The organism is Sphingobium amiense (genome assembly GCF_003967075.1).
Lineage (GTDB): Bacteria > Pseudomonadota > Alphaproteobacteria > Sphingomonadales > Sphingomonadaceae > Sphingobium > Sphingobium amiense.
Genome location: NZ_AP018664.1, coordinates 463,172 through 486,640, shown reverse-complemented (window position 1 = coordinate 486,640; position 23,469 = coordinate 463,172). Strand labels below are relative to the sequence as shown.

The window sequence follows — 23,469 nt, the reverse complement described above, 5'->3', positions numbered from 1 at the left end:
GCGAAAACATAAGTTGATTTTTCCCGCCAACGCTGGTCGAGATGCGCCATCATTTCGCGCGCGACATCGTTTCGAAAGCCCCAGCCGTGACCGACACCCGTTCCTCCCGCCGCCAGCGCAACGCGCCGACCATCAACGATGTCGCGCTGGCCGCGGGCGTGTCGCCCATGACGGTCTCCCGCGTCATCAACGGCGAACAGGTCGTGCGCCCCGCCACGCGCGAGAAGGTGGAGGCCGCCATCGCCGCGCTCAACTATGCGCCGAGCGCTGCGGCGCGCACGCTGGCGGGAGGCGACGAGACACGGATCGGCCTCCTCTATTCCAACCCGTCCTCCTCCTACCTCAGCGAATTTCTGGTCGGCAGCCTCGATCAGGCGAGCCGCAGCGGCGTCGATCTGGTGGTCGAAAAGTGGGACGAGCAGACATCGGTGCGCGCGGTCGTCGATCATCTGCAACGCAGCCGCATCGACGGCGTGGTGCTGCCGCCCCCGCTCTGCGATTTCGAGGAACTGGTGGGCGCGCTCCAGAAAGCCGGCATCCCGGCGGTGGCCGTCGCGACCGGGCAGCCGCGGGGCGATATGCTGGCGGTCAGCATCGACGACTGCCACGCCGCCTATGAAATGACGCGGCACCTGCTCTCGCTCGGTCACATGCGCATCGGCTTCATCAAGGGCAACCCCAACCAGAGCGCGAGCACGCGGCGGTTCGAAGGCTATGTGAAGGCGCTGGAGGAAGCGGGCCTGCCGGTCGACGACGACCTGATCGAACAGGGTTTCTTCACCTACCGGTCAGGACTGGACGCCGCCGAGCATATATTGGCCCTGCCCGATCCGCCGACCGCGATCTTCGCCAGCAATGACGATATGGCGGCGGCAAGCGTCGCCATCGCGCATCGCACCGGCCTCGACGTGCCGGGCGATCTCACCGTCTGCGGCTTCGACGATACCTCGCTCGCGACGACCATCTGGCCCGAACTCACCACCATCCGCCAGCCGATCAGCGACATGTCGCGCGCCGCCGTCGATGCGCTGGTGCGGCAGTTGAAGCCGCGCCGCGGCGCCGATGGCGACACCGCGCAGCATCAGGTGCTCGACTATGCGCTGATCCGCCGCCAGTCCGACGCCGCGCCGCGCACCCGGCCGCGCACCGGCGGCCGGTAGGCAACGGCGTTCAGCTTGCCCCGAATACGCGGGCGAAGATCGTATCTACCTGCGCGAAATGATAATCGAGGTCGAACTTCTCCTCGATCTGCTCCGCCGTCAGCGCCGCCGTCACATCCGCGTCGGCCTTCAACAGTTCCATCAGCGATAGCTGCCCGTCCGATTCCCAGACCTTCATCGCGTTGCGCTGGACGTAGCGATAGCTGTCCTCGCGGCTCACCCCCGCCTGCGTCAGCGCCAGCAGCACGCGCTGCGAGTGGACGAGGCCACCCATCTTGTCGAGATTCTTCATCATCCGCTCGGGGTAGACGAGCAGCTTGTCGATGACGCCGGTCAGGCGGCCCAGCGCGAAGTCGAGCGTGATGGTGGCGTCCGGCCCGATGTAGCGCTCGACCGACGAATGGCTGATGTCGCGCTCATGCCACAGCGCGACATTCTCCATCGCGGGCAGCGCATAGGCGCGCACCATGCGGGCAAGGCCGGTCAGGTTCTCGGTCAGCACCGGGTTGCGCTTGTGCGGCATCGCGCTCGACCCCTTCTGGCCGGGCGAGAAATATTCCTCCGCCTCCAGAACTTCCGTGCGCTGAAGGTGCCGCACCTCGACCGCGAGCCGCTCGATGGAAGAGGCGATGACGCCCAGCGTCGCGAAGAACATGGCGTGCCGGTCGCGCGGGATGACCTGCGTCGATACCGGCTCGACCGCGAGGCCCAGCTTTTCCGCGACATGCTCTTCCACGCGCGGGTCGATATTGGCGAAGGTACCGACCGCGCCGGAAATGGCGCAGGTCGCGACTTCGGCGCGCGCGGCGATCAGGCGCGCCTTGCAGCGGCTGAATTCGGCATAGGCCTCCGCCATCTTGAGGCCGAAGGTGACGGGTTCGGCGTGGATGCCGTGGCTGCGGCCGATGGTCGGCGTCAGCTTATGCTCGAAGGCGCGGCGCCTGATGACTTCCAGCAGCTTGTCGAGATCCTCGATCAGGATGTCCGACGCGCGGGCAAGCTGCACCGCAAGGCAGGTGTCGAGCACGTCGCTCGACGTCATGCCCTGATGCATGAAGCGGGCCTCGTCCCCCACCTGTTCCGCCACCCAGGTCAGGAACGCGATCACGTCATGCTTCGTCACCGCTTCGATTGCGTCGATCGCGGGCACGTCGATAGCGGGGTTGGTCGCCCACCAGTCCCATAGCGCCTTCGCAGCCGAAGGCGGCACGACGCCCAGTTCGCCCAGCTTCTCGGTCGCATGCGCTTCGATCTCGAACCAGATTTTGAAGCGCGCCTCCGGTTCCCAGAGGGCGGTCATCTGCGGGCGGGCGTAGCGTGGCACCATGGAAGCGAATCCTGCATTGGCTGGGAAAAGATGGTGCGCCGCCTAGCAGCGTCCCCGCCATGGGGCAAATACCCCTGCCCTCGTCCCGCGCGAAAGGCGGATCGTCGCGCCCGGCTCGACGGACCGACCAAAGACATCGACGAAGCGCTCCCCATGAACAGATGTTCAGGAACATTCGGGCTTTATGGTCTATTATTCATGCCGACAGATCGTCATGGATCGCGGCGCCGGCAAATGGCGCTGAAGGATTGATGCAGGAGTTGACCATGTTGCGGACCCTATTGCTCACCAGCGCGCTTCTCGTGTCCGCCCCCGCACTCGCGCAGGAAACCGCGCAGTCCCAGACGCAGCCGCCGCAGGGGTCGTCACCCGCAGCGCCCCAGCAGGCCGCTCCGGCCCAGCCATCGACTGCGCAACCTGCGGCGCCTCAGACTGCCGCGCCGGCCACAACGGCGAGCGCCATCGCATCCATCGTGGACAGCGAATTTGCCGCCTATGATGTCAACAAGGACGGCCAGCTCGATCAGGCGGAATTTTCCCGCTGGATGGTGGCGCTGAAGGATCAGGAAATGAAATCGACGGGTACGACCCTGCCTGCGGATAAGCTGACCGCATGGGTCAATGGCGCATTCACCACCGCCGACAGGGACAAGAGCATCACAGTCAGCAAGCCGGAACTCATCACCTATCTGAGCAACGGCGCAGCCTGAATTCCCGCCTGTCACGAAGGCAGGATGACACAGCCCGCAAGGGTCGCACGGGGCGGCATGGAGCGAAGGCCATGCCGCCCCATTTTTGCGACTCGCAAAGGCTGTGGGTCAGCCCTTCTTGCGTGCGTAGAGCAGGGCGGCGACGATAGCGGCGGACCCGATACCGACAGCCGCGCCGGTCCATATGCTCTTGCCGACCGACTTCCCCGCCGCGCTGGCGAGATCGGGAGCCTGTTTCTGAGATGCCGGGGCGGAGGGCGCGGTCGCGTCGTTGCGCGACTCTGAGTCTTCGTTCGTGCTCATGGTCCGACCAGCTATGCCCCAAAGCCCGCCCCACGGGAAGAGCGTCGAAGCAACTAATCAACTTGTCTTATTGCGCGGCATTCGCGCAACATCCTCTTGACTTCCGCCTCCCTTCCATGCTGGTAGCGCTATCAAACTTAGAACGCTTTTTTAGGAGCTGATGATGCCCGGGGTTGCTGCCTTGTTCGATTGCCTGCCTGCCGACTGGCGGGACGGCCTCTTTCTCGGACGCATCGAAACGCCGCAGGGACCAAGCCCCATCATGGTCGCGGGCGGCACCGCCTACGACATGAGCCGTATTGCACCCACGGTGGCGCAACTGGTCGAAAAACTGCCGGTTTCACCCGACGCCGGCGAAAATCTCGGCCCGCTCGATCAACTCGACCTGCCGCTGCTCAGCCCCGTCGATCTGCAATGCGTCAAGGCGTGCGGTGTGACTTTCGCGCTATCCGCCATCGAGCGCGTGATCGAGGAACGCGCGCGCGGCGACGCTGCCGCCGCCGCAGAAATCCGCGGACGCCTCGAAGAGCGGGTCGGCGGCTCGATCCGCGCCGTATCGCCCGGTTCACCGGAAGCCGCAGCGCTCAAGGCCGCGCTGATCGAGGACGGCCTCTGGTCCCAATATCTCGAAGTCGCGATCGGTCCCGACGCCGAAGTCTTCACCAAGGCTCCGGTGCTTTCGACGGTCGGCCCCGGCGCGGAAATCGGCATCCGCTCCGATTCCACATGGAACAATCCAGAGCCGGAAATCGTGCTCCTGGTGAGCGCTACCGGAAAGACCGTCGGCGCGACGCTGGGCAACGATGTCAACCTGCGCGATTTCGAGGGCCGCTCCGCGCTGCTGCTCGGCAAGGCGAAAGACAATAACGCCTCCTGTTCGCTCGGCCCGCTGGTCCGTCTGTTCGATGACAGCTTCACCATCGACGATGTCCGCAACGCCGAAGTCGAACTGACCATCGACGGCCCCGAAGGCTATCGCCTCGAAGGGACGAGCAGCATGAACCAGATCAGCCGCGATCCGCTGGACCTCGTGCGCCAGACGCTGTCGGAGCATCAATATCCCGATGGCTTCGCGCTGTTCCTCGGCACGCTCTTCGCGCCGGTGCAGGACCGGGACGAACCGGGCCGCGGCTTCACGCACAAGGTCGGCGACATCGTGGCCATCTCCACCCCCCGCCTCGGCAAGCTGGTCAACCGCGTCGTCACGTCGAAAGACGCCGCGCCGTGGACGCATGGCCTGACCGCTTTCATGACCAACCTTGCCGCTCGCGGCCTGCTGAACGCCCAAGAGAAAGAACCTGCATGAGCCGCGCCATCTACCCCAGCTTGAAGGACAAGCGGGTTTTCATCAGCGGCGGCGGTAGCGGTATCGGCGAAGGGCTGGTCGAGGCTTTCGTGGCGCAGGGCGCACAGGTCGCCTTCTGCGACATCGCGGTCGAGGAAAGCGAAAAGCTGGTCGCGCGGCTCTCGGACGCCGCCCATGCGCCCGTCTTCCATGCCGTCGATCTGCGCGATGTCGCTGCGGTGCAGGCAATGATGGGCGATGTGGAGCAGCAACTCGGCGGCATCGACATCCTCGTCAACAATGCCGCGAACGACGACCGCCACAGCATCGAGGACGTGACTCCCGCCTATTGGGACGAGCGCATGGCGGTGAACCTGCGCCATCTCTTCTTTGCAGCGCAGGCCGCCGCCCCCGCCATGAAGCGTGCGGGCGGCGGCGTGATCCTGAATTTCGGGTCGATAAGCTGGCACCTCGCTTTGCCCGAACTGGTGCTCTATCAGACCGCCAAGGCCGCCATCGAGGGTCTGACGCGCAGCCTCGCCCGTGATCTGGGCCGCGACAATATTCGCGTCAACACGATCATTCCCGGCAATGTGAAGACGCTCCGCCAGGAAAAATGGTATACGCCGGAGGGCGAAGCCGAAATCGTCGCCGCCCAGTGCCTCGACGGACGCATCCTGCCGGTTGACGTCGCCGCTCTCGTCCTGTTCCTTGCGTCGGATGACGCGCGCTTCTGCACGGGTCATGATTATTTCATCGACGCAGGATGGCGCTGACATGACGACGACCGAACCGCAAAGCATATTGTCGCTGGGCGCGACCCTGGGCGAAGGCCCGGTCTGGGTCGAACGCGACGCGGCCTTGTGGTTCGTCGACATCAAGGAACAGCGCATCTATCGCTTCGACCCGGCGCTGGGCGCTGCGCGAAGCTGGGAAGCACCGGCGCAGGTCGGATGGATTCTGCCCACCGACGACGGGCTGTTCGCGGTCGGCCTCCAGACCGGAGTGCACCGCTTCGATCCGGCGGACGGCAGCTTCACGCTGCTTCACGCGCCTGAAGCGCATCTGCCGGGCAATCGCCAGAACGACGCCTGCGTCGCGCCCGATGGCGCGATCTGGTTCGGCTCCATGGACGATGGCGAGGAAGCGCAGAGCGGACATTTCTACCGCTTTCACAAGGGCGTCTGCGCCGACACGGGCCTGCCGCCCGTCTGCATCACCAACGGCCCTGCCCTCTCCCCCGATGGCCGTATCCTCTATCACACCGATACGCTGGGCAAGCGGATCTGGCGGACGGCCCTGTCTGCGGACGGCGCGGTCGGCGACACCAGCCTCTTCGTCGAGATCGAGGATGGCGCGGGCTATCCCGATGGGCCGACCGTCGATGCGGAAGGATGCGTCTGGACGGGGCTGTTCTTTGGATGGGCGGTGCGCCGCTACGATCCGGCAGGCAGGCTGATGCACGAAGTCCGCTTCCCGGTATCCAACATCACCAAGATCGCTTTCGGCGGCGAAGGACTGACCACAGCCTATGTGACGACCGCGCGCAAGGGACTGGACCTGACAGCGTTGACTAGCCAGCCCCTTGCGGGCGATCTGTTCGCCTTCGACGCCGGGGTCGCGGGGCTGCCGGGACCGATCGCAACATTATAAGCCACGATAAGAAAGCAGGAAGGATAGCAGGATGAGTGAGGGGAGCGCCGGGAAGGTCAATATGGCCTTCATTGCAGCCATCGTCGCGGTAGCGACGATCGGCGGGTTCATGTTCGGCTATGACTCAGGCGTCATCAACGGCACGCAGAAGGGGCTGGAAAGCGCCTTCGACCTCGGCAAGCTGGGCATCGGCGTCAATGTCGGCGCGATTCTCGTCGGCTCCTCCATCGGCGCGTTCGGCGCGGGGCGCATGGCCGACATCATCGGCCGGCGCGGCGTGATGATGCTGTCCGCCATCCTCTTCCTCGTGAGCGCCATCATCGCCGGCGCGGCCGGATCTTCCGCAATCTTCATCGTTGCGCGCATCATCGGCGGCCTCGGCGTCGGCGCGGCGAGCGTGATCTCGCCCGTCTACATCTCCGAAGTCACCCCCGCAGCGGTGCGCGGGCGGCTGTCGTCGGTGCAGCAGGTCATGATTATTTCGGGCCTCACCGGCGCGTTCGTCGCCAATTTCGTGCTGGCGCGCTATGCGGGCGGATCGACCGCATCGCTGTGGCTCGATTTCCCGGCGTGGCGCTGGATGTTCTGGCTGCAGGCGATCCCCGCCGCCATCTACTTCCTCGCCCTATTGGTGATCCCGGAAAGCCCCCGCTACCTCGTCGCGCGCGGGCAGGAAGAGCGGGCACGCGAAGTGCTCACCCGCCTGTTCGGGGCGGAGGAAGCCGCGCGCAAGGTCGCCGAGATCCGCGCCAGCCTCGCCGCCGACCATCACCGCCCCAAACTGTCCGACCTGATCGACAAGGCCAGCGGCAAGGTGCGCCCGATCGTCTGGACCGGCATCGGCCTCGCCGTCTTCCAGCAGCTCGTCGGCATCAACGTGGTCTTCTATTATGGCGCGACGCTGTGGGAAGCGGTGGGCTTTTCTGAGGATTATGCGCTTCAGACCAACATCCTGTCGGGCGTGCTGTCCATCGGCGCCTGCCTCGCCACTATCGCGCTGGTCGACCGGATCGGGCGCAAGCCGCTGCTGCTGATCGGATCGGCGGGCATGGCGGTGACGCTGGCGACGGTCGCCTACGCCTTCTCCACCGCCGTCACCGGCGCGGACGGCGCGGTTTCGCTGCCGGGCAATAACGGCATCATCGCGCTGGTCGCGGCAAACCTCTACGTGATCTTCTTCAACATGAGTTGGGGTCCGATCATGTGGGTCATGCTGGGCGAGATGTTCCCGAACCAGATTCGCGGATCGGGCCTCGCCGTGGCGGGCTTCGCCCAGTGGATCGCCAACGCGGTCGTCTCGGTCAGCTTCCCCTCGCTGGTGGTGTCGCCGGGCCTCGCCGTCGCCTATTGCGGCTATGCCTTCTTCGCGCTGATCTCCTTCTTCTTCGTGCGCGCCATGGTCAATGAGACCAAGGGCCGCGAGCTTGAGGACATGGTCGGCTGAGCGAAGACATCATCACCTTGCGGGCGGGGGCACTGGAAGCGGCGCTCTCGCCTTCGCTTGGCGGCGCGCTGCTCGGCTTTTCCGCATATGGCGCGGACCTGCTGCGCCGCACGCCACATGGCGCGACCGATCCGCTGGCGATGGCGAGCTTCCCGCTCGTCCCCTACGCCAACCGGATCGCGGAAGGCCGCTTCGTCTTCGACGGCGCGGCGCATCAGCTTCCGCTCAACTTCGGCGACCATCCGCACAGCATCCACGGCTTCGGCTGGCAGGCGAAGTGGACAGCGATGGAGACAGGTCCGGCGCATGTCACGCTGATCCACGATCATGCCGGAAACGCGGGCTGGCCGTGGGCCTACCGGGCGGAGCAGCGTATCGCGCTGACGCCTTCGCATCTGTCTACATCGCTGTCGCTTTTAAACGAAAGCGACCGCCCGATGCCGGCCGGGCTGGGCTTCCACCCCTATTTCGCGGCGGACGCCCGGACGCGGCTTTCGTTCGCGGCGGACCGTCTCTGGCTCTCGACCCCCGGCATGCTGCCCGAACGCGAAGCGCCCGCCGACACGCTGGGTGACTGGTCGCAGCCCGCGCCTGTTCAGGGCGAAAGCCTGATCGACAATATCTACAGCGGCTGGAGCGGCACGGCGATGATCATGCGCGGCGACGGCCTGCGGCTTACCCTGCGGGGCGAAGGCGCGGACTGGCTCCACGTCTATCGTCCTCCCGGCGAAGCCTTCTTCTGCCTCGAACCCGTCACGCATATGCCCGATGCGATCAACCGGGACGGCATGGCGGTCCTCACTCCCGGCGAGCGGCTGACGGTCGGCATGACGATCGCCGTCGACAAAGATGACGAGGCGCTTTCGGATTCCGCCGCTATCGCCTAAGCTGACCCGCAGAGAAGCAGCGAGAGTGAGAAACCGATGCAGTTTTTGCGGACCGCCTTCTGGGTCGTCATCGCGGTGGCCGCCGCGTTATTCTTCAAGGCGAACAACGGTCCGCTCGTCATCAAGATCTGGGGCGACATCGTGTGGGAAACGCGGGTGTGGTTTCCGATCCTGCTCGCGTTCCTGCTGGGCGCGCTGCCCTTCTGGATCATGGCGCGAGTGACGCGCTGGCGCCTGCGGCGTCAGGTCGAAGGGAACGAACGCGCGCTCGCCGCCGTCGCCGCCAGCACCGCGCCGCCGCCCCCTGTGCCAGTCACGCCCACCGTCTCGCCGGGCGACAGCCCCGCCCCTCTTTCCTCCACGCCGCCCGCAGGTATTCCATGAGCAGCCCCATTTACGTCGCCATCGACACCCCCGACCTCGCAAAGGCGCAGACGCTCGCCGGGCAGGTGCGGCATCATGTCGGCGGCCTGAAACTCGGCCTCGAATTTTTCTGCGCCAACGGGCATCACGGCGTGCATGAAATGATGAAGTTCGGTCTGCCGATCTTCCTCGATCTGAAGCTGCACGACATTCCCAACACCGTGGCGAAGGCGGTGCAGGCGCTGCATCTGCTGGAACCGGCCATCCTGACCGTCCATGCGGCGGGCGGCCGCGCCATGCTGGAGGACGCAAAGGCAGCGGCGGGCGCGAACACGAAGGTGGTGGCGGTGACGGTGCTCACCAGCCTCGACGATGGCGACCTGATGGACATCGGCGTCGGCGGCAGGGCGGAGGATCAGGTCCGCCGCCTCGCCGATCTGGCGCAGAGCGCGGGCCTCGACGGCATCGTCTGTTCGGGCAAGGAAGTCGCGACCGTCAAAAAGGCATGGAGTGACGGTTTCTTCGTGGTGCCCGGCGTTCGCCCGGCGGGCGGCGCAAAGGGCGACCAGAAGCGCGCCGTGACGCCGCGCGAGGCGCTCGACCGGGGCGCGTCGATTCTGGTGGTCGGACGCCCGATCAGCCTTGCCGAAAGCCCCGACCTTGCCGCGCGCGAGATCGAAGCGACGCTCTAGCGCGCCTTCTCCAGATGCTCGCGATAGAGGCTGACGTCCGGCTGTATCGCCAAGGCCTTTTCCAGCAGGTCTCGCGCTTCCACGCGTGATCCGCCCGATTGCAGCAACGCCTGTGCCCAAAGGTCCGCCAGCGCGGCATTGCCGGGCATCAGGCGATAGGCGGCGCGGGCGTAGACGCGCGCCCGCCCGCCCTCGCCTTTCGCCAGCGCGCTTTGCGCCATATCCGCCATCAGCGCCGCGTCGTTGGTTCCGGTCCGGCGGATCAAGGCCGCCAACGTCCGTTCGGCGGCGCCCCAGTCCTTTCGCCGCACCGCCAGCGCCGCCGCCAGCCGAAGCGCATCGGGACTGGCAGGATTTTGCGCGATGAAGAGCCGCGCGACCGCCTCCGCCCTTCCCGTGTCGCCCGCCATCGCCCAGGCCGATGTCAGACGCAACGCGGCGGCACGGTCGAACCGCATGTTCGCCGCCGCTTCATAGGCGCGCGCCGCTTCCGCCGGCCTTTCCAGCGTCAGCAGGCTGTCGCCCAGCGCGAGCCATGCGTCGGGCGCACCCGGATTGGCGCGTGCGAGCAGCCGGGCGCGCCCTACCGCCTCCCCCGCGCCGCCCTGATTCAGCAGGGCGCGGATATAGAGGATGTTAGCCTGCGCCGACCCGGTATCCACGGGCGGCGACGCTGCGGTCATGCCATCGTCGGGGGACGCGATCACCGCCGCATCGGCGCGCAAGGGCCATTGCGCCCGCGCCAACATGTCGGCGGCCATGTCCGCGTCGTCCAGCGCTTCCTGCGCCCGCGCCGCCAGCGTCAGCACATAAGGCTCCGCATCGCGCAGCGCGACCATGGGCGCGAGCGTGGTGGCGGCCGACGCGAAATCGCCCGCGAGATAATAGGCACGGCCCAGCAGCGTCCGGGCGGGCCGGTTGCCCGGCTGTTCGGCGACCAGCGGCGCCAGCGCCTCGATCGCCAGCAGAGGGTTGCCGCCTTCCATCTGGAGAATGCCGCGCAGCAATCGCGTCGCCGGTTCGCCGTTCAGCCGCCCCCCGACCCGGTCCAGCAGCGCACGGGCAAGGTCCGGCTCGTCCCCCCGCGCGGCGATCACCGCCTGTATCATCCAGGCGCGGGCGTTACCGGGTTCGACGGCCAGAAGGCGGCGCGTCACCGCAATCGCCTGACTGGCGCGACCGGCATCGGCCAGCGTGGCGGCATATTGCTCCAGCGTGGGAGCCGCGCTCCTGTCGATGGTCAGAGCGCGCTCGAACCATGGCAGGGCAGCAACAAGGCCATATTGCGACCGGGTCAGTTCCCCCCGGAATGTGAGCGTGCGCACATCGTCCGGCGCCAGCGCAACAGCGCGGTCCGCGGCCATGATCGCCGCCGCCTGATCCCCCATGGCCAGATGCAGCCGCCCCAGTTCCACCCGTGTGCGCGCGTCATCCGGCGCGGTTTCCAGCGCCTGCTGGAGGGTGGCGAGCGCGCCATCGGCTTCGCCCTGCGCAGACAGCGCGCGCGCGACGATCCGGCTGGCCGCAACGCCATCGGCGGGCGGAATATCCGTCGCCTGCGCCTCGGCGAGTGCAGCCTGCGCATCGCCCTGCAGCAGCAGCGCTTCCGCCATGGCGACGCGGGTGGCGGCAGGCGGCTGACCGAGCGCGCGGGCGCGTTCGGCCTCCGCCCGCGCGCCCGCCCCGTCGCCCAGTTCCGCAAGCACCAGCGCCTGCGCGGCATGCGGCCGAGGCGCGCGGGGCATCTGCTTGATCGCGTTCATCAACTCGACCCGCGCCGCGCGCATGTCACCCTTTTCCATCGCCGCAAGCCCGCGCGTCAGCGCAGCACTGCCGTCCCGTTCATGGCTGCGCCATTGCCACAGCCCGACGAGCGCAATCAGAAGCGCGGCCAGCCCCGCCAGCAGAAACAGTCTCGAACGCCGCATGATCAGGCCTGCATCCGATATTGTTTCAACAGATCGTAAAGCGTGGGCCGGCTGATGCCGAGCATCCGCGCCGCGCCCGAGATATTGCCGTCTGTGCGCGCCATCGCGCGGCGGATGGCGCGGCGGTCCGCCGCCTCGCGCGCGGCCTTGAGATTGACGAGGTCGCCCGCCTCCGCCCCGTCCTCGCCAAGGTCGAGGTCCGCCGCCGTGATGAGCTTTCCTTCGGCCATGATGACGGCGCGCTTCACCCGGTTTTCCAGTTCCCGCACATTGCCGGGCCAGTCCCAGCCGTCCAGCGCCGCCAGCGCGTCAGGGGCAAAGCCCTTGAGCGGCGCACCAAGCTCGCGCGTCAGCCGGGTGAGGAAATGTTTCGCCAGCAGGACGGGATCGCCCGCCCGATCCTTGAGCGGCGGGATTTTCACGACGATCTCGGCCAGCCGGTAGAAGAGGTCGTCGCGGAAGCGGCCCTCCGCGACAAGCTCTTCCGGGTTCCGGCTGGCGGCGCAGACGATCCGCGCAGGATCGGCGTTCGATGCGCCAAGCAGATGCATCAGCCGCATCTGGACCGACGCCGGCATGTCGCCGACATCCTCCAGAAACAGCGTTCCGCCCTTGGCCTGTGCGATCCTGCCGGGCACATTTTCATAACCGAAAAGTTCTGCGTCCAGCATCGCTTCGGGCACGGCGGCGCAGTTGACCGCTACGAACGGCCCCGCCCGGCGCGGACTGGCGTCATGAAGGCCGCGCGCCAGCAGCGCCTTGCCGGTACCGCTCGGCCCGGTCAGCAGCACCGACACGTCGGCGGCAGCGACGCGCTCAATCGCGCGGACCACCCGCATCATTTCGGGCGCGCCTGTGACCAGACTGCCCAGCACCCGGCGGCTTTCCGGTGGCGTTTCGGCCAGCCGGACATTCTCCCGCTCCAGCCCGTGAACATGGAAAGCGCGCCGGACGATGAGGCCCAGTTCGTCGATGTCGACGGGCTTCTGATAGAAATCGTAAGCGCCGCCCGCTATCGCATCTAGCGCGCTTTCCCGCGCGCCGTGGCCGGATGCGACGATGATCTTCGTGTCAGGCTTGATCTTCAGCATTTCGGCAAGGGTCGCGAACCCCTCGCTCGTCCCGTCCGGGTCGGGCGGCAGGCCAAGATCGAGCGTGACGACATCGGGCGTTTCCGCGCGCAGCATCTCGATCGCTTCGTCGCGGTCCCCGGCGATGAAAAGCTGATAATCCTCATAGGCCCAGCGCAGTTGCCGCTGGAGGCCCGGATCGTCCTCGACGATCAGCAATTTGGGGCGCATGTCGCTCATCAGGCCGCGCTTTCCCGTGTCTTGTCCGCTGTCCCGGCAGGCCGCGCCAGAGGCAGCCGCAGCGCGAACCGGCTGCCCGTGCCGAGGCGGCTTTCGACCGAAAGGCTGCCGCCCATCGCCTGCGCCAGACTGCGCGCCTCGAACGCGCCGAGGCCAAAGCCGCCCGGCTTGCTGGAGGAAAAAGGCTTGAACAGTTCCCGCCGGATATAGTCGGCGCTCATGCCGACACCACGGTCGATGACCTCGACGATCGCGGCGTCATCTTCCTGCCCCAGCCGCAGTTCGACCGGCTCACCGCTGGTGCTGGCGTCGATCGCATTCTGGAGGAGGTGCGTCACGATCTGCTCGATCCGGCCGCGATCCCCCAGCACGCTGTCCGCCTCTCCGCTGACATGGATGGAGTGCTGGCGCGCGCGGCTCCTTGCGATGTCGTCCAGAAGCGCGCGCAATGGCACGGCGTCGGGTTCTTCCGCCCGCCCCTTGCTATGCTGCGTCAGGCGCGCGAGCATGTCGTTCAGCTTGCCCACCGATTCCTTCAGCGTCAGCACCATGTCAGCACGAAACGCCGGGTTGTCGGCATGACGTTCGGCGTTGCGCGACAGCAGGGAAAGCTGGCTCACCAGATTTTTGACATCGTGGATGATGAAGGCGAAGCGGCGGTTGAACTCGTCGAACCGCTGCGCATCGCTCAGCGCCTGTTGCCCCTGCGCCTCGCTGATATAGGTCGCGGCCTGCTGCCCGGCGGCGCGCAGCATATCGAAATCCTCCCAGTCCAGTCGCCGGTCGATGGGTGGACGGGCCAGTTGGATCGCGCCGACGAGATGGCCATAATGGATCAGCGGAACGAGCGCCCAGCACCACTCATCCTCCGCGATCCAGACCGGCAGGGCGATCCGCCTGTCCTCCTCCCTCAACCGCGCGAGATCGAGGATGCGGCCGCTCTGTTCCAGATGACGGGCGGCTGCGACCGCGATGTCGTCCAGGTGCGCGGGGTCGGGCCATTTCCAATGTGCTTCGAAGGACAGTCCGCCGTCTGCATTGCGCAGGAACAGAATCGCGGCGGGGCTGTCCGTGATGTCGGCCACCGCCTTCGCCACGCGCTCGCCGAGCGGAGAGCCATCCTCGCCGGGCCGTCCGATCGTCTCGCCAAAGCGCATCCATTCGGCGCGATAGTCGTAGCGGTGCTGGAAGAAATGCTTGGCGACCTGCACCTTCCAGAAGGCGCGAAGCGTGGGCGCGGGCAGGAAGAGGATCGCGGTCACCGCCATCACGAACACCGCCGCGACCTCTATCATCCGGGCGTAGGGGCCGGCGATCATCTGGATGACCACGGCCGCCGCGACCAGAACCACCGCATAGAGAGCGAGCGCCGCCACAGAAATCGACTGAAACGCGACGAAGCGGGAAAGCTGCACCCGCCCGCTCATCCCCTTGCGCAGGCCGATGGCCATGATCGGCGGAAGCATGGTCATGAACGGTCCGCGCAGGGCGTAAAGCTCATCGCCCCGCACGGGCGCAGCGCGCGCCACGGCATAGAGGCCCAGATCATAGGCCCACATCGCCGCCAACGCTCCCAGCACCAGGGTGACGCCGCCCCGCTCGCGCGAAGGCCACACCATATGGAGGTGATGCAGCAGCAGCAGGCTGGCGATGGAAATCATCATGCGCAGCACGATCGAGGAGGAGGACAGGGCGCGGTGGAGTTCGCTGTCCGCCGACAGTTGCGGCCAGCTCAGATCCACCAGCGTCACGATGGCGAGCAGGCCCGCCGCGACGACATAGATGGCGCCGATCCCCCCGGAAAAGCCCGCCCGTCCCGCCGGACCGCGCCGCGACAGCACGAACAGGGCGAGCAGCCATGCGCCGTTCCGGGCACTTTCCGCGATGCCGGACATCGGCTTGGAAACGCTGCCGAACGAAATATAGAGCGCCCAGCAGGATGTCATCAGCAGCGCGGCGGCGATGAGACGCGGTTCGGGCGTGTCATCGCGGCGGCGCAGCAGGAAAATGCCAAGCGCGGCGAACAGCACCGCAGCCAGCGCATGCCCCCAGTCGCCAACGAAGATCAGCCAAGCGCTCATCCGCCCGCCGCCTCAGCGCGCCCCGTCGGGCCAGAGGATGACGCGCACGGTCTGGATCAGGATCAGCAGATCGAGGAAGGGCGTGTAATTCTTGGCGTAATAAAGGTCATATTCCAGCTTGTGCCGGGCATCCTCGATCGACGCGCCATAGGGATAGTTGATCTGCGCCCAGCCGGTGATGCCGGGCTTCACCATATGCCGTTCGGCATAATAGCGCAGATGCTGCTCCAGATCCTCGACGAACTGGCGACGCTCCGGGCGGGGACCGACGAAACTCATTTCGCCTTTGAGGACCGTCCATGTCTGCGGCAGTTCGTCGATGCGGAGTTTGCGCAGCCAGTAGCCGAGGCGCGTGATCCGGGGGTCGTCCTTTTCCGCCCACACCGCCTGACCCGACACTTCGGCATCCTGCCGCATGGTGCGCAGCTTCACGATCCAGAATTCCTGGCCGTAGAGGCCGACGCGCTGCTGGCGGTAAAAGGCCGGCCCCTTGCTGTCGAGCTTCACCAGCAGGGCGGCGATGGCGATGACCGGACCGGTCAGCACCAGCAGGATGGTGCTCGCAATGATGTCGAACAGGCGCTTGGCCATGCTCGACAGGCGGCGTCCGGCGGAAAAACCGTCAGAGAAGATGAGCCAGCTTGGATTGACGCTGGCAAGGTCGACACGCCCTGTCTCCCGCTCAAGGAAGGTCGACAGGTCGTTGACGTGCACCCCGGTGGTCTTGATGCGCAGCAGGTCCGCCATGGGGATGGCGTTGCGCCGTTCCTCCAGCGCGAGGATGACCTCGCTGGCGTTCAGCCGGACCACAAAATCCGACAGGTTGAAAATGGCTTCGCGGTTGATCGCTTCGGGGATGACGGGCGGCCCATCGTTCATGGCGATGAAGCCGACGACGAGGAAACCCGCGCCACGCTTCTGCTCAAGTTGCTTGATGCGGTTGGCCCGATTGCCTGCGCCCAGAACGACCAGTCGCCGTTTGAAGGCTTCGCCGCCGAGGATCGAACCCAGCAACAGCCTTACCAGGAGCAGCAGGCCCATCGCGATTCCCATCGCGTAGAGCGAATTGGACCGCCAGAGCGTCATCGCGGGCATCAGGAAGTAGAGGACGGACAGGAATATGACGCCGAGCGAAACCGCGACCAGCAGGCGCGCGAAGGCGAAGCGGACCGATTGCAGCGCTTCGACGCCATAGACGCCCACCGCGATCATGGCGGTCTGGATGGCGAGGGCGAAGCTCAGCAACGGGCCGACGCGGGTGATGACATGGTCGATGGTCATCCCGATCTGATTCGCGCGGATGAGCCAGCCTGCTTCGGCTGCACCGAGCAGCAGGATGAAATCGAGCAGCCCCAACAGCAGCACCGCGTGCGGCACATAATGTTTGAACAGCCTTATCATCTATATCCATGTCCTGCTGGCAACGTCAGGAGCGCGGACGCTCCGGCGCCGGAAGCCCTTACAGGATATGTAAGCTATTCCGACACTGGATCACCCTGCCGGAAAAACACAAAGAAATGCTGAATAAATGGTCCGGCGCTCGCGTCCGGCACCCGTCGCGATGCCGGCTTTACTGGCCCTGCCGCAGATCGCGCGCGACATTCTGCGCCGCGCTTCCGACGCGGGCGGTGGCGTTGTCGACCGAGGCCGCCGCTTCGGTCACGGCGTCGGCGCGCCGATCCTCCCGCGCATCTTTCGTCATATAGAAGAAGACGATGGCCAGAATGACCGCAAGCGCAACGAGGAAGAAAGTGGTGCCGCTGCCAAAGAGCGGTTGCCTGACCTTCGGCGTCTCGTCGCTCACAGGGTGGCTGGAACGATCGCTGTGCATGACGCGCCTCCTTCCAGCCGCGTGGTAGAGGCCGTCCGGCCGTCTCCCCGTCAGTCGTGATCCGGCCCGGCCAGTCGTCCCCGGCTCAGCCGGTCGACATCTTCCATGATCTCGTCCAGCACGGGCGTGTCGGTCGTTTCCTGGCTGCGACGGGTCGGAAGCTCGCCATTTTCGAGGATCTGCTCAAGCGCGGCACGACCCCGCGCCACGCGGCTCTTGATCGTGCCGACCGCCACGCCGCAGATTTCCGCAGCCTCTTCATAGGCGAACCCGCCCGCACCCACGAGGATCAGAGCCTCGCGCTGCGGCTGGGGAAGCTGAAGCAGGGCGCGCTGCATGTCCGAAAGCTCGACATGCTTGTCCTGACCCGCAGGGGCAGCGAGAATCCGGTCAGCGGTCAGATCATCCCAGTCGCCGCGAAAGCGCGAGCGGCGCATCTGCGAGAGATAGTGGTTGCGCAGGATGATGAAGGTCCATGCCCGCATGTTCGTCCCGGCCTGAAACCGGGTGCGCGCGGCCCATGCCTTCAGCAGCGTTTCCTGCACCAGATCGTCGGCGAGATCGCGGTTGCCGGACAAGGAACGCCCGAATGCGCGAAGATGCGGGATGACGGCGGCCAGCTCGCGCTTGAAGTCCGAATCGGACAACTGCACGCGCTCTTCCACCGCACCGATTTCGCTAACATCCTCATCCATCGGAGCATTCCCCGCACCGGCGGTGACAGTGGCCGCGTGAACCGACGTCGTCAAAGTCATTTTCGCGTCCGCACCTTACACTGATTTTATCACAAGGGCTTCCCCGTCCGGCCTGCCAAGGCCGGTCGACGTTCGCGAAGGGAAAGAAGATCAACGCCTCACCCCCCTCGCGTCACCCGCCCCGAAAGCAGCCCGTTGCGGGGCGGGCCTGCATTCAGGCCCGAACCCCGGCCGCATCCGGATCGTTACGCATCATTAACGCAGCGTGCGGCGGCAAGTTCCCTCGCACGGAAAGCGATCACACCGGCGCCGTCGCCTCATCGAAGAACAGAGCCTGCGAAATGGCCGCCTTGACCGTCGAACGCTGAAACGGCTTGGTGATGAGGAAGGTCGGTTCGGGCCGCTCGCCGGTCAGCAGACGTTCGGGGAATGCCGTGATGAAGATCACCGGCACCGAAAATTCGGAGAGGATGTCCTTGACCGCGTCGATCCCGCTGCTGTCGTCGGCCAACTGGATGTCGGCGAGGACGAGACCGGGCCGGTCCGCCATCGCTTCGCGGACCGCGTCCTCGCGCGTCACGGCGATGGCGGTCACGTCATGCCCGAGATCCCGCACGATGGTTTCGATGTCCATGGCGATGATCGGCTCGTCCTCGATGATGAGAACCTTGGCGCGGGTCTGCGCCTCGATCTCGCTCAGCGCTTCTTCGACCAGCGCTTCGACATCGGCTGCATCCATGTCCACCAGATAGGCCGTATCCTCAACGGTAAAGCCCTCCAGCGCGGTGAGCAGCAGCGCCTGACGCGGCAGCGGCGTCAGCCGCGCGAGGCGCGCCTGCGCAATGGCTTCCTGACTTCCGCCGATGGACACCGGCACATCCTCCAGATGGGATGAGGACCAGATCGCATGGAAAGTCTTGTAAAGGCCGAGGCGGGGATCGACGTCGCGCGGAAATTCTTCGGGAGCCGCGACAATGGCTTCCAGCGTCGCTCTGACATAGGCGTCCCCGTGCGCCTGACTGCCCGTCAGCGCGCGGGCATAGCGGCGCAGAAAAGGAAGATGGGGGTGCAGTTGCTGTCCAAGCGACATCGTCAAATCGTCTCCCTGCCCATGACGGGCGTGCATGGTCCGAAGCATCGGCGTGCGTGATAAGGATGGAATGTCCCCGCCATATTGGCAACCCCGCCCCCCGGATCGCCCTCCCCCTGAGGGATGACGAAAAAATGCTTCGGATGACGGAACCATCGACGCGCGAATTTGTTTCGCAGGCAGACGGTTTTTTTATCGGGCCGGAAATGAGGCGGGGTGTCGCGGTTTGGGCGATGTCGTTGGAATTGACGCGCCAGCGCAAAGCCGCAAATAGGGTTTGGCGACTGAGATGACGCTAGAGGGGCTGATTTTGGTATCTTCGATGACGGAGCGGGGCTTGGCCGAACAAGACGATAAGGCCGGCGCTGACGCAAAAGCGACGAAGACGCGGGCTGTGAAAACTGGCGCGGCGCCCTCCCCCCGCAAGCGCGTCGGCGTGTCCGCCAAAGAAGACGAGCATGTGTCGAACGCTTTGCGCACCGTTTATCAGCGGGCCGTCAGCGAAGATATTCCGCTCGAAATGCTGGACCTCCTCAAGAAGCTGGATTGATTGAGATATGACGGTGGGCGCTCTCCCGCCGCGACCGGCAGTTCCTTCGGGACGCACCGGAGAATTTCTCCAGTCGACGGGCCTCAAGATGTTCGTCGTGCTGACGCTCGCGCTGCTGCCGCTGGGCCTTATCGCACTGGTCGCGTCGCTTCAGGCGATACGCAGCGCCGATCTCGAAAAGGAAGCGCTGCTGCGCGTCGCCGTAACGCAGAGCGCCCGCAAACTGTCCGCGGATCTTCAGTCCGACCGCACCGCCCTCATGCTGTCCGCCAACGCCTTTTCCCAGAACAAGGCGGACCCGGGCATGTGCACCCGGCTCTCCCTTTTCCTGCGGGCGCACAACGATCGGGACGCGCGCTTTTACATCTATGACCGCGCAGGACGGCGGCTGTGCGGAACTTCGGCGCCGGAACCGCGCGGCATCCCCGCCGAACGGCGCTTCGAGCGTAAGGCACTGATCCTCCTCCCCGAAGAACGCTATCTCCTGAGCCGGGTGCGCAGCGCCAACGATCAGGTGGTCGCGCTCAACTATTATTCGCGCAGCCATCTGGAGAGCGTGGCCGATCCGATGACCGCCGTGCCCAACCGGCAGTTGGCCATCCGTCAGGGCGAAGGCGAGTTCCTTATCAGCCGGCCGATGCGGGAGGCCAAGGGCAGCCGCACCAGCCTTTCGGCGCGGCTGGACCAGCCCGATGTGATCCTGACGATGACGATGCACGATCCGCCCGCGACGCTGGCGCGCATGCTGTCGCTGTTCCTGCCGCTCGTCATGTGGTTCGCCGCCGCCGCAATCGGCTGGTTTGTCGTCAACCGGCTCTTGATCCGGCCGCTCGTGCTGTTGCGCCGCGTCGTCGCCGCCTACCAGCCGGGACAGGTGCTCGAACCGATGGAGCGCGTGCGCACCCCTGCGCTGGAAATCAACGCGCTCGCAGAAACCTTCCGGTCGATCAGCGAGGATGTCGCCACCCACGAAGCGGAGATGGCAGAAGGTCTCGACGCCCAGCGCAAACTGACACGCGAAGTGCATCATCGCGTCAAGAACAACCTCCAGATCATCGCCAGCCTCATCAGCCTTCATGCCCGCTCGGCCCATGATGCGGAGGCCGTGGAGGCCTATTCGTCGATCCAGCGCCGCGTCGATGCCCTGTCGGTCGTGCATCGCAATCATTTTGCGGAACTGGAGGAAAATCGCGGCGTCGGCGTCCGTGCGCTGGTGAGTGAACTGTCCGCCAGCCTTCGGGGAACCGCGCCGCAGCAGGCCCGGCGCTTTGCCATCCAGATCGAAAGCGACAATCTCCACATTCATCAGGATGTGGCGGTGCCGGTGGCTTTCCTGATTACCGAGCTGGTCGAACTGACGATGGAACTGGCCCCGCAGGGATCGGTCCGCATCACCGTCCAGCAGGACGAGGACCGTGCCGATCGCGCCCTGTTCTCGATCCAGTCGGCGGCGTTCAAATCTTCACCCGAAATGACGCAGTTGCTCGAAGGCCGATATGGCCGCGTGCTGACCGGCCTGTCGCGGCAGTTGCGCGCGCCGCTGGAGCATGACGGAGACGAAGGACGCTACAGCATCATGATCGCCGTCATAGCTTGAGCGGGCAATCTCAGGCCTTGCGATAATCCCGGCGGAAATCGGCGGCGAAATCCCTCAGTGTTCCCGCCGCGATGCTGTCGCGCAGACCCTGCATCAGTTCCTGATAGAAGTGGATATTATGCTGCGTCATCAGCATGGCGCCCAGCATTTCGCCCGCCTTGACGAGGTGATGGAGATAGGCGCGGCCCCAGGTCGCACATACCGGGCAGCCGCATCGCGGATCGAGCGGTTCCCTGTCCTCGGCAAAGCGCGCGTTGCGGATGTTGAGCGGCCCCGCCCAGGTGAAGGCCTGTCCGTTGCGGCCCGACCGTGTCGGCAGCACGCAGTCGAACATGTCGATGCCGCGCTCCACCGCACCGACGATGTCGTCCGGCTTTCCCACGCCCATCAGATAGCGCGGCCTGTCCTCCGGCAGCATCGCAGGCGCGAAATCGAGCGTCGCGAACATCGCTTCCTGCCCTTCGCCGACCGCCAGCCCGCCCACCGCATAGCCATCGAAGCCGATGTCGATCAGCTTCTGCGCCGACACGCGCCGCAGGTCTTCGTTCAGCGATCCCTGCTGGATGCCGAAGAGCGCGGCGCGATCCGCATGCGCGCCCCCCGCGTCGAAAGCCTCGCGCGAGCGGCGCGCCCAGCGCATCGAGCGTTCCATCGACTGTGCGGCTTCGTCATGGGTGCAGCCGTTTTTGGTGCATTCGTCGAACGCCATGACGATGTCGCTGTCCAGCAGGCGCTGGATTTCCATGGATCGTTCGGGCGACAGCATATGCTTCGACCCGTCGATATGGCTTGAAAAAGCGACGCCTTCCTCGCTCATCCGGGTGAGCGCGCTCAGGCTCATCACCTGATAGCCGCCGCTGTCCGTCAGGATCGGCCGGTCCCAGCCCATGAAGCCGTGCAGCCCGCCCAGCCGCGCCATGCGTTCGGCGCCGGGGCGCAGCATCAGATGATAGGTGTTGCCAAGGATGATGTCCGCCCCGGTTGCACGCACTTCGGCGGGGCGCATGGCCTTGACCGTGGCGGCCGTGCCGACCGGCATGAAGGCGGGCGTGCGGATGTCGCCCCGCTGCATGCGCACCACGCCGGTGCGGGCCTTGCCATCGGTCGCGTGAACGGAAAAAGCGAAACGGGGACTGCTCATGCCCCGCGCTCTAGGGGCGGACGCCCGGACGCACAAGGATGCGTGCGGATCAGCCGGTGCGACGGACCCCGTCGAACAGCGTCATGGCGTCAATGTCGAACCCTTCGACCCGCTGATAGCGGCCGACGAACCGCAGGCAGTCGCGCGACAGACGCAAGGCCCACGGGTTTCCGTCGCTGTCCCGCAGCGTCAGCGTGACGATTGGCGATGGCGGCTGATTCTCCATGCGGCCACGCTAATTAATGAAGGTTAACAAACGGCTAGCGGCGGTTTTTCGCGGCGGGTCAAAAGACCGAATCGTTGCAATTGCGTCACAGGTTTTCGCCAGCCCCCTCAAAACCCGAGTCCTTCTTGCAACAGTTGCTACCAAAAATGGTTAAAGGCCTGTCAATATCTGGCGCGTTGATTGCATCATGCCTGCGGGCCTGTGCACCTTCGGGTGAACAGAAAACGGGGACGCAAAATGATGGATTCAGGCCGGTTTCAACCGACCCGCGACGATGTGGAAGAGGCGGTGGGCGAACATATCGCCGACCATGCCGAACTTCTTCCCATCGCCGCCCAGCCAGTATCGCTCGATACCGAACTGCGCCAGTCCGTTCTGTTCGATCTGGGGCAGATCGACGTGCGGTGGGATGCCGAACTCGCGACGCTCTGGGCCTTCATGACGCCGCACGAGCGGCCCAATTCCAACCTCGGCCTGATTCGCGACACCGTGGCATGGCAGCGGGAAACCAAGCGGCTGTTCGGCGACCGCGGCGGCATGATGAAGTTCATGGTGCTCGGTTCGCGCTTCCCCGGCGTGTTCAATCTGGGCGGCGATCTGGAGATGTTCGCCGACTGTATCCAGCGGCGGGACCGCGAAACCCTGCTGCGCTACGGCGTCGCCTGTTGCGAGATCGTCGAGCGTATCTGGCATTCGAACGATATGAACATCCTCAACATCGGCCTTGCGCAGGGCGACGCGCTGGGCGGCGGGCTGGAAGCGCTGATGTGCTTCGATGTCATCATCGCCGAACGGCAGGCGCGCTTCGGCCTGCCCGAAGTGCTGTTCGGCCTCTTCCCCGGCATGGGTGCCTATTCCATCCTGTCGCGCCGCGTCGGGCCGGTGCTCGCCCGCCGCATGATTACCGAGGGCCGGGTCTACAGCGCCGACGAAATGTTCGAAATGGGCATCGTGACCGAGGTGGTCGAACAGGGCGAAGGCGAAGCCGCAACCGCGCGCTGGATCAGGGAGCATGCCGCCCATCATGCCGGCCATGTCGGCATCGCGCGCGCAGGGCGGCGGGTCAATCCGCTGACACTGCTGGAACTGACGGACATCGTGGAAACATGGACCGATACGGCGCTGGCCCTGTCGGACCGTGACTTGCGGATGATGCGCCGTCTGGCCGCGGCACAGACGCGTCTTCGCGAATAAGC

At 65.7% G+C, this 23,469-nt stretch carries 23 protein-coding genes; 12 read left to right on the top strand and 11 right to left on the bottom strand.

Features of this window, described 5'->3' with window-relative positions:
* Nucleotides 1–41: 41 nt before the first annotated feature.
* Nucleotides 42–1,160 (top strand): LacI family DNA-binding transcriptional regulator, encoded by a 1,119-nt coding sequence (locus SAMIE_RS02280; protein WP_066698084.1) that lies wholly within the window; start codon nt 42–44, stop codon nt 1,158–1,160.
* Between the two features lie 10 nt (nt 1,161–1,170).
* Here the strand turns inward: SAMIE_RS02280 and purB are convergent, their stop codons facing one another.
* Nucleotides 1,171–2,487, bottom strand: a complete 1,317-nt coding sequence (gene purB, locus SAMIE_RS02275; RefSeq protein WP_066698086.1) for an adenylosuccinate lyase — start codon at nt 2,485–2,487, stop codon at nt 1,171–1,173.
* A 266-nt stretch (nt 2,488–2,753) separates the two neighbouring features.
* On the opposite strand from purB, the gene SAMIE_RS02270 reads away from it, so the two are divergent.
* Nucleotides 2,754–3,197 carry an EF-hand domain-containing protein gene (locus SAMIE_RS02270; RefSeq protein ID WP_083952406.1) on the top strand — a complete coding sequence of 148 codons (444 nt, stop codon included), beginning with the start codon at nt 2,754–2,756 and terminating at the stop codon, nt 3,195–3,197.
* 108 nt (nt 3,198–3,305) lie between these two features.
* On the opposite strand, the gene SAMIE_RS02265 is transcribed toward SAMIE_RS02270, so the two are convergent.
* A complete protein-coding gene (locus tag SAMIE_RS02265) occupies nt 3,306–3,500 on the bottom strand; it encodes a hypothetical protein (RefSeq protein WP_066698090.1) in 195 nt (64 codons plus the stop codon).
* Between the two features lie 163 nt (nt 3,501–3,663).
* Between SAMIE_RS02265 and SAMIE_RS02260 the strand changes: the two genes are divergently transcribed.
* The 7 genes from SAMIE_RS02260 to pyrF are packed head-to-tail and all read left to right on the top strand — an operon-like array spanning nt 3,664 to nt 9,824.
* Nucleotides 3,664–4,806 carry a fumarylacetoacetate hydrolase family protein gene (locus tag SAMIE_RS02260; protein WP_066698369.1) on the top strand — a complete coding sequence of 381 codons (1,143 nt, stop codon included), beginning with the start codon at nt 3,664–3,666 and terminating at the stop codon, nt 4,804–4,806.
* Entirely contained in the window at nt 4,803–5,561 is a 759-nt protein-coding gene (locus SAMIE_RS02255) for an SDR family NAD(P)-dependent oxidoreductase (protein WP_066698093.1), read from the top strand. Before SAMIE_RS02260 ends, SAMIE_RS02255 begins: the two co-directional genes overlap by 4 nt.
* A gap of 1 nt (nt 5,562) precedes the next feature.
* Entirely contained in the window at nt 5,563–6,438 is an 876-nt protein-coding gene (locus SAMIE_RS02250) for an SMP-30/gluconolactonase/LRE family protein (RefSeq protein ID WP_066698096.1), read from the top strand.
* 31 nt (nt 6,439–6,469) lie between these two features.
* Nucleotides 6,470–7,882, top strand: a complete 1,413-nt coding sequence (locus SAMIE_RS02245; RefSeq protein WP_066698099.1) for a sugar porter family MFS transporter — start codon at nt 6,470–6,472, stop codon at nt 7,880–7,882.
* Between the two features lie 17 nt (nt 7,883–7,899).
* Entirely contained in the window at nt 7,900–8,769 is an 870-nt protein-coding gene (locus SAMIE_RS02240; RefSeq protein WP_083952399.1) for an aldose 1-epimerase, read from the top strand.
* A 36-nt stretch (nt 8,770–8,805) separates the two neighbouring features.
* Nucleotides 8,806–9,153 carry a lipopolysaccharide assembly protein LapA domain-containing protein gene (locus tag SAMIE_RS02235; protein ID WP_066698102.1) on the top strand — a complete coding sequence of 116 codons (348 nt, stop codon included), beginning with the start codon at nt 8,806–8,808 and terminating at the stop codon, nt 9,151–9,153.
* Complete coding sequence (gene pyrF / locus SAMIE_RS02230; protein ID WP_066698104.1) at nt 9,150–9,824, top strand: orotidine-5'-phosphate decarboxylase; 675 nt, start codon at nt 9,150–9,152, stop codon at nt 9,822–9,824. Before SAMIE_RS02235 ends, pyrF begins: the two co-directional genes overlap by 4 nt.
* Here the strand turns inward: pyrF and SAMIE_RS02225 are convergent.
* From SAMIE_RS02225 to SAMIE_RS02195, 7 genes are all read right to left on the bottom strand, one after another.
* A complete protein-coding gene (locus tag SAMIE_RS02225) occupies nt 9,821–11,752 on the bottom strand; it encodes a tetratricopeptide repeat protein (RefSeq protein WP_066698105.1) in 1,932 nt (643 codons plus the stop codon). The two genes, pyrF and SAMIE_RS02225, sit on opposite strands and share 4 nt — an antisense overlap.
* A 2-nt stretch (nt 11,753–11,754) precedes the next feature.
* Entirely contained in the window at nt 11,755–13,062 is a 1,308-nt protein-coding gene (prsR, locus tag SAMIE_RS02220) for a PEP-CTERM-box response regulator transcription factor (RefSeq protein ID WP_066698106.1), read from the bottom strand.
* Nucleotides 13,062–15,143, bottom strand: a complete 2,082-nt coding sequence (prsK, locus tag SAMIE_RS02215; RefSeq protein WP_066698108.1) for an XrtA/PEP-CTERM system histidine kinase PrsK — start codon at nt 15,141–15,143, stop codon at nt 13,062–13,064. Before prsK ends, prsR begins: the two co-directional genes overlap by 1 nt.
* A 12-nt stretch (nt 15,144–15,155) precedes the next feature.
* Nucleotides 15,156–16,544, bottom strand: coding sequence for a TIGR03013 family XrtA/PEP-CTERM system glycosyltransferase (locus SAMIE_RS02210; RefSeq protein ID WP_066698109.1), 1,389 nt, complete (start codon nt 16,542–16,544; stop codon nt 15,156–15,158).
* Nucleotides 16,545–16,713: 169 nt separating this feature from the next.
* Nucleotides 16,714–16,974, bottom strand: coding sequence for a hypothetical protein (locus SAMIE_RS02205; protein ID WP_066698116.1), 261 nt, complete (start codon nt 16,972–16,974; stop codon nt 16,714–16,716).
* Nucleotides 16,975–17,024: 50 nt separating this feature from the next.
* Nucleotides 17,025–17,669, bottom strand: a complete 645-nt coding sequence (locus SAMIE_RS02200; RefSeq protein ID WP_066698119.1) for a sigma-70 family RNA polymerase sigma factor — start codon at nt 17,667–17,669, stop codon at nt 17,025–17,027.
* Nucleotides 17,670–17,967: 298 nt separating this feature from the next.
* The gene (locus SAMIE_RS02195; protein WP_066698128.1) at nt 17,968–18,759 is read right to left on the bottom strand and encodes a response regulator; all 792 of its coding nucleotides are present in this window, start codon (nt 18,757–18,759) and stop codon (nt 17,968–17,970) included.
* A gap of 337 nt (nt 18,760–19,096) precedes the next feature.
* On the opposite strand from SAMIE_RS02195, the gene SAMIE_RS02190 reads away from it, so the two are divergent.
* Together SAMIE_RS02190 and SAMIE_RS02185 are read left to right on the top strand one after the other, a co-directional pair.
* Complete coding sequence (locus SAMIE_RS02190; RefSeq protein WP_066698129.1) at nt 19,097–19,309, top strand: NepR family anti-sigma factor; 213 nt, start codon at nt 19,097–19,099, stop codon at nt 19,307–19,309.
* 88 nt (nt 19,310–19,397) lie between these two features.
* Nucleotides 19,398–20,906 (top strand): sensor histidine kinase, encoded by a 1,509-nt coding sequence (locus SAMIE_RS02185; protein WP_066698373.1) that lies wholly within the window; start codon nt 19,398–19,400, stop codon nt 20,904–20,906.
* Between the two features lie 10 nt (nt 20,907–20,916).
* On the opposite strand, the gene tgt is transcribed toward SAMIE_RS02185, so the two are convergent.
* Both tgt and SAMIE_RS23255 read right to left on the bottom strand, forming a co-directional pair.
* On the bottom strand, nt 20,917–22,047 hold the full coding sequence (gene tgt, locus SAMIE_RS02180; RefSeq protein WP_066698130.1) for a tRNA guanosine(34) transglycosylase Tgt: 1,131 nt from the start codon (nt 22,045–22,047) through the stop codon (nt 20,917–20,919).
* Between the two features lie 49 nt (nt 22,048–22,096).
* Nucleotides 22,097–22,273: a hypothetical protein gene (locus tag SAMIE_RS23255; RefSeq protein WP_162849022.1), complete on the bottom strand. Its 177-nt coding sequence runs from the start codon at nt 22,271–22,273 to the stop codon at nt 22,097–22,099.
* A 237-nt stretch (nt 22,274–22,510) separates the two neighbouring features.
* Between SAMIE_RS23255 and SAMIE_RS02175 the strand changes: the two genes are divergently transcribed.
* Entirely contained in the window at nt 22,511–23,467 is a 957-nt protein-coding gene (locus SAMIE_RS02175; protein ID WP_083952401.1) for a crotonase/enoyl-CoA hydratase family protein, read from the top strand.
* Nucleotides 23,468–23,469: the final 2 nt, after the last annotated feature.